A 10,696-nucleotide genomic window follows, 5' to 3' on the forward strand; every position below is an offset into this window, starting at 1 on the left:
GTAAGGACGACCTTAAGAGCGCAGCCTCGCTACCCTGCCACGCTCGCGCAAGGCGGCCTTCGCCGGAGGCGTACTCAGAATACGAGATTATGGAGGAGGTCCATGGCGGCGAAGCCGACGCTAAGTCGTCTTACCAGAAGTTACAGGGGCCGCTAACCATCAAGGTTGTTCGCTTCAGCAATCCGTTTGACGTAGTTGCCTTCGTCAAGGGCGTCACCAAGCCGACGGTCGATGCGGTCCTTGGTCGGATCTTGTTTTATAAACAGGAAGTGCAGCGCCGCGACCTTGAGAACTCGCAAACAGCGCGATCATTCGTACTTGGTGACCAACAGGTCGCTCTGAAAAAGCAGGACGTCGCACTGCGCCGCCAAGAGGTTGCGCTTAAGAGACAAGAGGTTGCGCTTAAAAAACAAGAGGTGGCTCTGAGACGGCAGGAAGCGATCGAGAAGAAGATCGAGAATGCTGGCAAGGTCATGTTGCTCTTAGAGGAGGCTAAACGGCACGATGCGCGCCAAGGCGATGAGCACGTCATGCGCGCGCTAGCTGAGATAATCGCGGATCAAGGGGCCACGCTCGGCAGTGGCAACGTGCAGGTTTACTTCCCCCCGCCGCCGAAGCCGAAGGTCCGGAGGCGCAAGCGCCCATAGTTGCGAAGTTCGTAAGACCTCGACGCAAGTCGACGGTTTTCATTCCGGCGATACAGTATTTTGAGTTGTGCACCTCTAAGAATATGGCGCGGCTGCGTGTCCCCGAACGGCGCAAAGTTTACATTGCCGCGCGGATGTGAATGGCAGCTTTTGGGAAGCTGTTAGTTGTACCCGAACGACCGCAACGGGGATCGGCTGCAGAACGGCAGCTATCTGAGCAACCGAGCCAAGACCTGACGGTCCGCTCCCGGCCCAAGGCTGCCAGTCAGCAGCGCGCATTTTGCAGCCAGGGTGGACTCACTTGGCGTCGTAGAAATGCGGCTAAGACAAATTGATGGGCGGGATGCCCAGTTCAATTTGAACCTATCCGCTCTAGTCGGGACGGCGATAGGCCATAACGCCGGTCGGCTCGCTCAGGCTTTGCAAGGAGCCCGGTGCTGCGCCGCCGATCCAGCCCAACACTGAGCGGGCGAGCTCGGCGCCGGCCAGCCGGAAGTTCTCATTGACGACCAGCAATTCCCTGCGGAACAGGTGCAGCAGGTCCGACGACTGCTTGGACACCACATCGACGTCCCGGCCGAGCTTGAGGCCGGCGTCCTCGATGCCGGCGACGATGGCGAGCGTAGCGGCAGCGGCACTGCTGACGAAACCGTCCGGCCTGACGTCGCGGCGCATCAGTTGCGCGGTCCTCATTCTGATCTGCTCGATCGAATGGTCGACCGAAACGGTGTTGAACGGGATTTCGCTGGCGCCGACCTCGCTCAGCGCATCGGTGAAGCCGTTCAGCGTATGACCGTGGTAGGTCAGCTCGACTGGCGGCGCCAGCAGAGCCAGCCTGCGGCGGCCGATGCCGGCCAGGTGGCGCACAGCCTCGGTCGCGAACGCGTAATTGTCGAAATCATGATAGGGATGGATCAGCCCCATATCGGTGCGCCCATGCGTGGCAAAGGGGATACCGCGCTCCAGCATGTAACGGGCCCTGGGGTCATTCGGCTGAGTGCGCGAAATGATGACGCCGTCGGCGGAGCCGGTTTCCAAGAGATAACGTATCGGGTCCAGGGGATCCTGCGAGCGTGAGTAGGGCGTCACGATCAGGTGATAGGGCGTATCGGCGATGACTTCCGAGACGCCGTAGATGATGTCCGAGACAAAGCTCATGATCTCGCGCTCGGTGTTGAGCACGAGGCTGATGACGTTGGTCTTGCCGGTCCGCAGGCGCACACCGGCACGGTTGGGGCGGTAACCGATCTGCCTGGCGACGAGCTGGACGCGCCGCCTGGTCTCGGCGCCGATCTCGGGCGCGTCCTTCAGCGCCCGCGACACGGTGGTGACGCCCAGCCCGGTCATGAAGGCAAGCGTCTTCAATGTCGGCCGGCCCAGTGCCGAGGCCTCGTCGTCCTTTTCCGTCTGATCTCTGTCCATTCATCCCGCCCGTCAGGCGCATAGCAGTTGCCGTGCTGGCCGGCAATCGGCGGATTGCGGCTCGCCTGCGACTCTCCGCCCGATAACACCCTATACACTGAAACGTTACAGATTGTCACTTGTCCTCGCGCAGCGGCTGCTGACGGGTGCTCTGTATGAGCGGCGCTCCGTTGGACGCGAAGACGTTGGAGGTCGGCAGGACTTGCCCGCTGAGCAAGGTTTCGTCGAATTTCATGCATTGCAGCATCATTTTTGCAATGCAGTGTGTTTTCGCTGCGATGCAATGGACGGAAAATTGTACGGTGACTTTGTTCGCGGCTCGAAAAATGTCGAACCGCTCCTAATCGGGGTTGCGTGCCTTTCGCAATTGCCTTATCGAAAATCTGTAACGTTTCAGATTCTGGGAGGAGCCGAAATGCGATACCAATTTATGACCGCTGCGTTGGCGGTGGCGCTGCCATTCGCCGGCCCGGCGGCAGCGACGGATCTGGAAGTCACCCATTGGTGGACTTCAGGCGGCGAGGCGGCGGCGGTCGCCGAATTCGCCAAGGCGTTCGACGCGACAGGCAATCATTGGGTCGACGGCGCCATCGCCGGGTCCGGCGGCACGGCGCGGCCGATCATGATCAGCCGCATCACTGGCGGTGACCCCATGGGCGCCACCCAGTTCAACCACGGAAGGCAAGCGGAAGAATTGGTGCAGGCCGGTCTGATGCGCGATTTGACCGAGCTCGCCACCAGGGACAAGTGGGCGGAAATCGTTCAGCCGAAGAGCCTGCTCGACGGCTGTACCCTCGACGGCAAGATCTATTGCGTGCCGGTCAATATTCACTCCTGGCAGTGGCTGTGGCTGTCGAACGCGGCCTTCGAAAAGGCCGGTGTGCCGGTGCCGAAGAATTGGAATGAATATGTTGCAGCCGCCCCTGCGCTGGAGAAGGCAGGCGTCATACCGCTGGCAGTCGGCGGGCAGCCCTGGCAATCTTCGGGCGCCTTCGACGTGCTGCTTACGGCGGTCGGCGGCACGGACGCGTTCTTGAAGGTCTATCGCGACAAGGATGCCGAATTCGCCGCCGGACCCGAGGTCGCTAAGGTGTTCAAGGCCGCGGACGATGCCCGCAAGATGGCGAAGAACACCAATGTGCAGGACTGGAACCAGGCCACCAATCTGGTCATCACCGGCAAGGCCGGCGGCCAGATCATGGGCGACTGGGCGCAGGGCGAGTTCCAGGTTGCCGGCCAGACCGCCGGCAAGGACTATACCTGCCTTCCCGGCCTTGGCCTGAACGAGGTCATCGCCACCGGCGGCGACGCCTTCTACTTCCCGCTGCTACAGGACGCTGAAAAGTCCAAGGCGCAGGAAGCGCTGGCCGAAACGCTGCTCGATCCCAAGACGCAGGTCGCCTTCAACCTCAAGAAGGGCTCGCTGCCGGTGCGCGGCGATATCGACCTCAAGGCGGCGAACGACTGCATGAAGAAAGGGCTCGACATCCTGGCCAAGGGCAGCGTTATGCCCTGGACGGACCAGCTGCTGTCGCAGGACACCCAAAAGCAGAAGGAGGACCTGTTCTCCGAGTTCTTCGCCAAGCCGGACATGACTGTGGAAGAGGCGCAAAAGCGCTTCGCCGACATCGTCGCCTCAGCGGACTGACGATCGACGAACCGCTCCCGGCCCGCCGCGGGGCCGGGAGCTCCGGGTCAAGTCTTGACCCTTGGCCCTGACCCTTCGGCCTTACCCGATCCAGCCCGGCTGTGCAGATGAGCAAGAGCGAACGCCCCAACCAACTCTTCCGCAACCTTAACGCCAAGGTCGCCTCTATTCCGATGGTCCTCACCGCACTGGTGATCTTCGTCGGCGGCAGCGCGTGGACGGTGCTCTATTCCTTCACAAACTCAAAACTGCTGCCGCGGCTGAACTTCGTCGGGCTCGACCAGTATTATCGGTTGTGGTCGACGCCGCGTTGGCTGGTCTCGATCGAGAACCTGCTGGTCTACGGCGTGCTGTCGCTGGTGTTCTCTCTGGTCATCGGCTTCATACTGGCGGCGCTGCTCGACCAGAAGATCCGCTTCGAGGACACGTTCCGGACTATCTTCCTCTATCCCTTCGCGCTCTCGTTCATCGTCACCGGTCTTGTCTGGCAGTGGCTGCTCAATCCGGAGTTCGGAATCCAGGGGGTAGTGCGCGGCCTCGGCTGGGAAAGCTTCAACTTCGATCCGCTCTACAATTCCGACATCGTCATCTACGGCATATTGATCGCCGCGCTCTGGCAAGGCACCGGGCTCATCATGTGCCTGATGCTGGCGGGCCTGCGCGGCATCGACGAGGATATCTGGAAGGCCGCGCGGGTGGATGGGATACCCACTTTGAAGACCTATGTCTTCATCATCATCCCGATGATGCGACCGGTGTTCATCACCGCGCTCGTCATCATCGCTGCCGGCATCGTCAAGGTCTATGACCTGGTTGTCGCCCAGACCAGCGGCGGTCCCGGCATCGCCTCCGAAGTGCCGGCCAAATATGTTTATGACTACATGTTTTTCGCCCAGAACCTCGGCCAGGGCTTCGCCGCCTCGACCATGATGCTGCTGTCGGTGGTGGTCGTCATCGTTCCCTGGGCCTATCTCGAATTCGGAGGCAAGAAGCGTGGCTGACCTTGCCGGTCCCCTGCCTGCAGGTACGGGCTCTATCGGGCTTGAGGCATCCGGGCCGCGAGGGCCGAAGCCGCGGCATGTGCTCTCGCGTCGCAACATCTTCCTCTATGGCACGCTCATCGTGATGGCGCTGTATTATCTGTTGCCGCTCTATGTGATGGTGGTGACGTCGCTCAAGGGCATGCCGGAGATACGCCTCGGCAACATCTTCTCGCCGCCGCTGGAGATCACTTTTGAGCCTTGGGTGAAGGCCTGGTCCAGCGCCTGCACCGGCCTCAACTGCGACGGGCTCTCGCGCGGCTTCTGGAATTCGGTGCGCATCACCGTTCCGTCGGTCGTCCTGTCGATCGCCATCGCTTCGGTGAACGGCTACGCGCTTGCCAACTGGCGCTTCAAGGGAGCCGACACTTTCTTCGTCATCCTGATCGTCGGCGCCTTCATCCCCTATCAGGTGATGATCTATCCGATCGTCATCATCCTGCGCGAAATCGGCCTCTACGGCAGCCTGAGCGGCCTGGTGATCGTCCATTCCATCTTCGGCATGCCAATCCTGACACTGTTGTTCCGCAACTACTTCTCTTCGATGCCGGAGGAACTGTTCCGGGCGGCGCGCGTCGACGGCGCCGGCTTCTGGGGCATCTATTTCCGTATCATGCTGCCGATGTCGCTGCCGATCTTCGTCGTCGCCGTCATCCTGCAGGTGACCGGCATCTGGAACGACTTCCTGTTCGGCGTCGTCTACACCCGCCCCGACACCTATCCGATGACGGTGCAGCTCAACAACATCGTCAACTCGGTGCAAGGCGTGAAGGAATACAACGTCAACATGGCCGCCACCATCCTGACCGGCCTGGTACCGCTCGTCGTCTACTTCGTTTCCGGCAAGCTTTTCGTGCGCGGCATCGCCGCCGGCGCGGTGAAAGGATGATGATGACAAGACTCGAAAATCCCAGCGTCTCAATCCAGGACCTGTCGCTGAATTTCGGCGCAATTTCGGTGCTGGAGACGCTCAACATCGATGTCGCCGAAGGCGAGTTCATCGTGCTGCTCGGGCCGTCCGGCTGCGGCAAGTCGACCTTGCTCAACTGCATCGCCGGCCTGCTCGACGTTTCGGACGGCCGCATCTTCATCAAGGGCAAGAACGTCACCTGGGAGGAACCCAAGGACCGTGGCATCGGCATGGTGTTCCAGTCCTATGCGCTCTATCCGCAGATGACCGTCGAGAAGAACCTGTCCTTCGGGCTGCGCGTTGCCGGCATTCCCAGGGACGAGATCGCCAAGCGCATCGCGCGGGCCGCCGAAATCCTGCAGATCGAGCCATTGCTGCAGCGCAAACCGTCGGCGCTTTCGGGCGGCCAGCGCCAGCGTGTGGCCATCGGGCGGGCGCTGGTGCGCGACGTCGACGTCTTCCTGTTCGATGAGCCGCTTTCCAATCTCGACGCCAAGCTGCGCGCGGAGCTGCGCGTCGAAATCAAACTGCTGCACAGCAAGCTGCAGAACACGATGATCTATGTCACCCACGATCAGATCGAGGCGATGACGCTGGCCGACCGCATCGCGGTGATGAAGGGCGGCGTCATCCAGCAGCTCGACGCACCGCAGACCATCTACAACCGCCCGGTCAACCGTTTCGTCGCCGGCTTCCTCGGCTCGCCGGCGATGAATTTCCTCGACGGCAGGCTGGAGAAGGACGATGGCAACTGGCACTTCGTCGCCGAGGATGTGCGAATCCCGCTCGTCACTTACGCTTTCGAAAAGGAGCCCGTGCCGGGGGCGGCCGTGTTCGGTATCCGGCCCGAGCATGTCGCGTTCAACAGCGGCTCCGGATGGCCGTTCACAGCCACTGCAAATGTCGTCGTCGTCGAACCCATGGGGTCCGACACGCTGGTCTGGCTGAAGCTCGGAAATCAGAATTTCACGGTTAGGGTGACATCCGAGCGCACGCCAAACAATGCCGACACGGTGAGCATCGGTTTTGACCCGATGCGCGCTTCGCTGTTCGATGCCGCAACCGGCACCCGCCTGTAACTCCCCAACACCTCATTCCCAAGAATTTCACCTCAAGCCCATCCATCCCCCAGAGAACGGACAGAGACGATGAATTGGTCATTCCAACTTTACAGCGCCCGCAATTTCCAACCCTGGGAAGGGGTGCTCAAGCTGCTGGGCGAGCTCGGCTACGCGCAAGTCGAGGGGTTCGGCGGCGTCTATGACGACCCCAAGGCGTTTCGTGCCGAACTCGACAAGAACGGGCTCGCCATGCCGACCGGCCATTTCTCGATCGACGCGCTCGAGAAGGATTTTGACGGCGTGCGCAAAATCGCCGACGCGCTCGGCATCACGCTGCTCATCTGCCCCTATCTGGTTGCCGAGAGCAGGCCGACCGACGCGGCCGGCTGGCGCGATTTCGGCGCCCGCCTGGCCACGGTCGGCGAGACGGCAGGCAAGGCCGGCTACGGCTTTGCCTGGCACAACCACGATTTCGAGTTCAAGAAGCTTGCCGACGGGTCGGTGCCGCAGGACCATATCCTGGCGGCAGCGCCCGACATCGGCTGGGAGATGGACGTCGCCTGGGTGATGCGCGGCGGCGGCGATCCGCTGCCCTGGATCGAGAAGTATGGCAAACGCATCGCCGCCGTCCATGTCAAGGACATCGCCAAGCCCGGCGAGGGTCTCGACGAGGACGGCTGGTCGGATGTCGGCCACGGCACAATCGACTGGGCCGGCCTGATCAAGGCGCTGCGCGCCAAGAGCGCCGCGAAGCACTACGTCATGGAACAGGACAACCCCAACGATATCGAGCGCTTCGCCCGCCGCTCGATCGCAGCCGCCAAGACTTATTAGGAGCAAACCAGCATGGCAAAAAAACTTGGGGTCGGCGTCATCGGCTGCGGCAACATCTCGAAGGCGTATTTTTCACTGGCGCCGTTGTTTCGCGGCATCGAGATGCGCGCCTGCGCGGATATCAACATGGATGCGGCCAAGGCGCGGGCGAAGGAGTTCAAGCTGCGCGCCGAAACGGTCGAAGGGCTGCTCAAGGCCGGCGACATCGACATCATCGTCAATCTCACCATTCCGGCGGTGCACTACGAGGTATCGAAACAGATCCTCGATGCCGGCAAGCACGTCTATTCGGAAAAGCCGTTCGTGCTGTCGGTCAAGGAAGGGCTCGACCTGAAGAATCTGGCGGAGAGAGACGGACTGCGCATCGGCTCGGCGCCCGACACTTTCCTCGGCGGCGCGCACCAGCTTGTCCGCAACCTGATCGACACTGGCAAGCTCGGCAAGATCACCAGCGGCACATGCCATGTGATGAGCCATGGGATGGAGCATTGGCACCCCAATCCGGACTTCTTCTTCCAGCCTGGCGCTGGTCCGGTGCTCGATATCGGACCCTATTACATCACCAATCTGATCCAGCTGATCGGGCCGGTGAAGCAGGTGGCGGCGTTCGCTTCGATCCCCTCGACAGAACGCACCATCAGCTCGAAACCTCGCGCCGGCGAAAAAATCCTGGTCGCCACGCCGACGACGATCCATGGCGTGATGGAGTTCGAGAATGGCGCCGTGGTGACGCTCAATACCAGCTGGGATGTGTGGAGCCATGGCCATGCGCCGATGGAACTTTACGGCGAGTTGGGCACGGTGTTTTTGCCGGATCCGAATTTCTTCGGTGGGGACGTTCGCTTCACCAACGGCGCCAAGCCGGTCAAGAAGCTGCCGAAATGGAAGCATCCGTTCGGCGTGGCCAACCAGATGCATTCGCACGGCATGATGGCCAACTACCGCACCGCCGGTCTCGCCGACATGGCGCTGGCTATCGCGGAAGGCCGGCCGCATCGCTGTTCGATGGAACTGGCGCTGCATGCCGTGGATGTGATGACCGGCATGCTGCGGTCGGGCGCGAGCGGAAAATTCGTTGCCATGCAGACCACCTGCGAACGGCCTGCGGCACTGGGCGTCAAGGATGCGGAAGGGCTGTTGGCGAAGAAGAAAGGACCTTTGGCGAAGAAGAAATAGGTGCGGGCTTCAGTGGTTGCGACACGTCGAACCCTCTCCCCATAGAAACCTGGAGAAGCTAAGGGTGAGAGCAGAGCCGACTCACCCTTTTTCGCGGTGGCAGCTGCCGGGCTCGCTTTTGATTTGAGGATCTCCCATGCCCTATGTGCCCGCCGAAAACCGCTACGAGAACATGGTCTATAATCGCTGCGGGCGATCCGGCCTGAAATTGCCGGCGATCTCGCTCGGGCTCTGGCACAATTTCGGTGACGACACACCGCACCGGACCAAGCAGGCGATCGCGCGCAAGGCGTTCGATCTCGGCATCACGCATTTCGACCTCGCCAACAATTACGGCCCGCCGCCCGGTTCGGCGGAGTTGGCTTTTGGCGAAATCCTGCGGACGGATTTCTCCTCCTATCGTGACGAGCTGATCATCTCGACCAAGGCCGGTTATGAGATGTGGGCCGGACCCTATGGCGAATGGGGCGGGCGCAAATATGTGCTGGCCAGCCTCGACCAGAGCCTGAAGCGGATGGGGCTCGACTATGTCGACATCTTCTATTCGCACCGCTTCGACCCCGAAACGCCGCTGGAAGAAACGATGGGTGCGCTCGATCACGCGGTGCGCTCGGGCAAGGCGCTTTATGCCGGCATCTCCTCCTACAATTCGCAGCGCACGCGCGAGGCCGCCGATATATTGAAGCAGCTCGGCACGCCATGCATCATCCATCAGCCGAGCTATTCGATGCTCAACCGCTGGGTCGAGGACGATGGTCTACTCGACACGCTGGAGGGGCTCGGCGTCGGCTCGATCGTGTTCACGCCGCTGGCGCAAGGCATGCTGACCGACAAATATCTCGGCGGCATCCCCGAGGGCAGCCGCGCCAGTCAAGGCAAGTCGCTGAGGCCGGCCTTCATCAACGACAAGACCATCGCCAATATCAAGGCGCTGAACGCGATTTCCGGCCGACGCGGGCAGACGCTGGCGCAGATGGCGCTGGCCTGGGTGCTGCGCAAGGGCAGGGTGACCTCGGCGCTGATCGGCGCCAGCCGGCCGGAACAGGTCGAGGATTGCGTCGGCGCGCTGAAGGTGCTTGACTTCAGCGATGCCGAGCTCGCCGAAATCGACACGTACGCACGCGAGGCCGACATCAATCTGTGGGCCGCCTCGGCCGAGCGCAAGGGTCCGCCTCGCAAGTGATCCGCCACGGAAGTGATTGGCAGCGCATAGCCGAACAGGTACGGCGGGAACTGCTCCCGCCGTTTTTTACTCGGCCGCCAATGTCTGCTTCGAAATTTGGGCCTGCCCGGAGTTGGCCGGCTTCTGGGCCATGCCGACACAGAAACAGTAGCAAAAAGGCCCGTTCGTCGCTATCTGGATAGGACTGGAGCCGCCTGCATGCGGAAATGACGTGCAACCGGCGCAATACGGGTTGGAAACAGGATCATGGCGGCAAGGGATGTGCTGACGAAAAACCAGCTGTGCGTGCTCGAGAAACTCGAGGCCGCCAGCGGGCCGCTTAGCGCCTATACGTTGCTCGACCAGTTGCGCGATCGGGGTTTTCGAGCACCGCTGCAGGTCTATCGCGCGCTCGACACGCTGGTGAAGTCCGGCTTCGTGCACAGGCTCGAAAGCCTCAATTCCTTTGTCGCCTGCGCCGAGCCGCACGACCACAGCCATTCGATGACCGCCTTTGCCATCTGCGACACCTGCGGACAGGTGACCGAATTTTCCGACCATGATGTCGGACACCGGCTGGACGAATGGGTGCGCTCGACCGGCTTTGCCGCCAAGAAGGCGGTGATCGAGTTCCGCGGGACGTGTGCCAAATGCCTGGCCGAGGCGGCTTAAAGGTCTGTTATGCCGCGACTTAGCGGTGGATGCAGGAGGGAAGCGCCCCCCATAGGCGCTAACTTAGGGGTAGACTGGTGGAATCGAGATGTGATTCCTAGGCCAGATGCAAAGGAATGATTCC

9 protein-coding genes and 1 pseudogene are annotated in these 10,696 nt (G+C 61.4%); 9 read left to right on the top strand and 1 reads right to left on the bottom strand.

The genetic code is table 11. The features are described from left to right. Window positions 1-647, top strand: a pseudogene (locus AC0L25_RS31520) (hypothetical protein); the annotation flags it as partial. Window positions 648-1,019: 372 nt separating this feature from the next. Here AC0L25_RS31520 and AC0L25_RS31525 read toward each other — a convergent pair. Continuing rightward, window positions 1,020-2,069, bottom strand: coding sequence for a LacI family transcriptional regulator (locus AC0L25_RS31525; RefSeq protein ID WP_473599040.1), 1,050 nt, complete (start codon window positions 2,067-2,069; stop codon window positions 1,020-1,022). Between the two features lie 415 nt (window positions 2,070-2,484). On the opposite strand from AC0L25_RS31525, the gene AC0L25_RS31530 reads away from it, so the two are divergent. From AC0L25_RS31530 to AC0L25_RS31565, 8 genes are all read left to right on the top strand, one after another. Further along, window positions 2,485-3,717 carry an ABC transporter substrate-binding protein gene (locus AC0L25_RS31530; RefSeq protein WP_473599041.1) on the top strand — a complete coding sequence of 411 codons (1,233 nt, stop codon included), beginning with the start codon at window positions 2,485-2,487 and terminating at the stop codon, window positions 3,715-3,717. Between the two features lie 107 nt (window positions 3,718-3,824). After that, on the top strand, window positions 3,825-4,718 hold the full coding sequence (locus AC0L25_RS31535; protein WP_473599042.1) for a carbohydrate ABC transporter permease: 894 nt from the start codon (window positions 3,825-3,827) through the stop codon (window positions 4,716-4,718). After that, complete coding sequence (locus AC0L25_RS31540; protein WP_473599043.1) at window positions 4,711-5,646, top strand: carbohydrate ABC transporter permease; 936 nt, start codon at window positions 4,711-4,713, stop codon at window positions 5,644-5,646. The genes AC0L25_RS31535 and AC0L25_RS31540 overlap by 8 nt, the downstream gene beginning before the upstream one ends. Before the next feature lie 2 nt (window positions 5,647-5,648). Next, window positions 5,649-6,746 (top strand): ABC transporter ATP-binding protein, encoded by a 1,098-nt coding sequence (locus AC0L25_RS31545; protein ID WP_473599047.1) that lies wholly within the window; start codon window positions 5,649-5,651, stop codon window positions 6,744-6,746. Window positions 6,747-6,815: 69 nt separating this feature from the next. Next, window positions 6,816-7,562: a sugar phosphate isomerase/epimerase family protein gene (locus tag AC0L25_RS31550; RefSeq protein ID WP_473599044.1), complete on the top strand. Its 747-nt coding sequence runs from the start codon at window positions 6,816-6,818 to the stop codon at window positions 7,560-7,562. 12 nt (window positions 7,563-7,574) lie between these two features. Then, the gene (locus tag AC0L25_RS31555) at window positions 7,575-8,738 is read left to right on the top strand and encodes a Gfo/Idh/MocA family protein (RefSeq protein ID WP_473599045.1); all 1,164 of its coding nucleotides are present in this window, start codon (window positions 7,575-7,577) and stop codon (window positions 8,736-8,738) included. 136 nt (window positions 8,739-8,874) lie between these two features. Beyond that, window positions 8,875-9,921, top strand: coding sequence for an L-glyceraldehyde 3-phosphate reductase (gene mgrA, locus AC0L25_RS31560; protein ID WP_473599046.1), 1,047 nt, complete (start codon window positions 8,875-8,877; stop codon window positions 9,919-9,921). A 246-nt stretch (window positions 9,922-10,167) separates the two neighbouring features. Further along, a complete protein-coding gene (locus AC0L25_RS31565; protein ID WP_023797411.1) occupies window positions 10,168-10,572 on the top strand; it encodes a Fur family transcriptional regulator in 405 nt (134 codons plus the stop codon). Window positions 10,573-10,696: the final 124 nt, after the last annotated feature.

This window comes from Mesorhizobium sp. WSM4813 (assembly GCF_055811555.1).

Coding starts and splice junctions, on each gene's coding strand:
- AC0L25_RS31525 (WP_473599040.1), bottom strand. CDS start 2,069: ATGGACAGAGATCAGACGGAAAAGGACGACGAGGCCTCGGCACTGGGC.
- AC0L25_RS31530 (WP_473599041.1), top strand. CDS start 2,485: ATGCGATACCAATTTATGACCGCTGCGTTGGCGGTGGCGCTGCCATTC.
- AC0L25_RS31535 (WP_473599042.1), top strand. CDS start 3,825: ATGAGCAAGAGCGAACGCCCCAACCAACTCTTCCGCAACCTTAACGCC.
- AC0L25_RS31545 (WP_473599047.1), top strand. CDS start 5,649: ATGACAAGACTCGAAAATCCCAGCGTCTCAATCCAGGACCTGTCGCTG.
- AC0L25_RS31550 (WP_473599044.1), top strand. CDS start 6,816: ATGAATTGGTCATTCCAACTTTACAGCGCCCGCAATTTCCAACCCTGG.
- AC0L25_RS31555 (WP_473599045.1), top strand. CDS start 7,575: ATGGCAAAAAAACTTGGGGTCGGCGTCATCGGCTGCGGCAACATCTCG.
- mgrA (WP_473599046.1), top strand. CDS start 8,875: ATGCCCTATGTGCCCGCCGAAAACCGCTACGAGAACATGGTCTATAAT.
- AC0L25_RS31565 (WP_023797411.1), top strand. CDS start 10,168: ATGGCGGCAAGGGATGTGCTGACGAAAAACCAGCTGTGCGTGCTCGAG.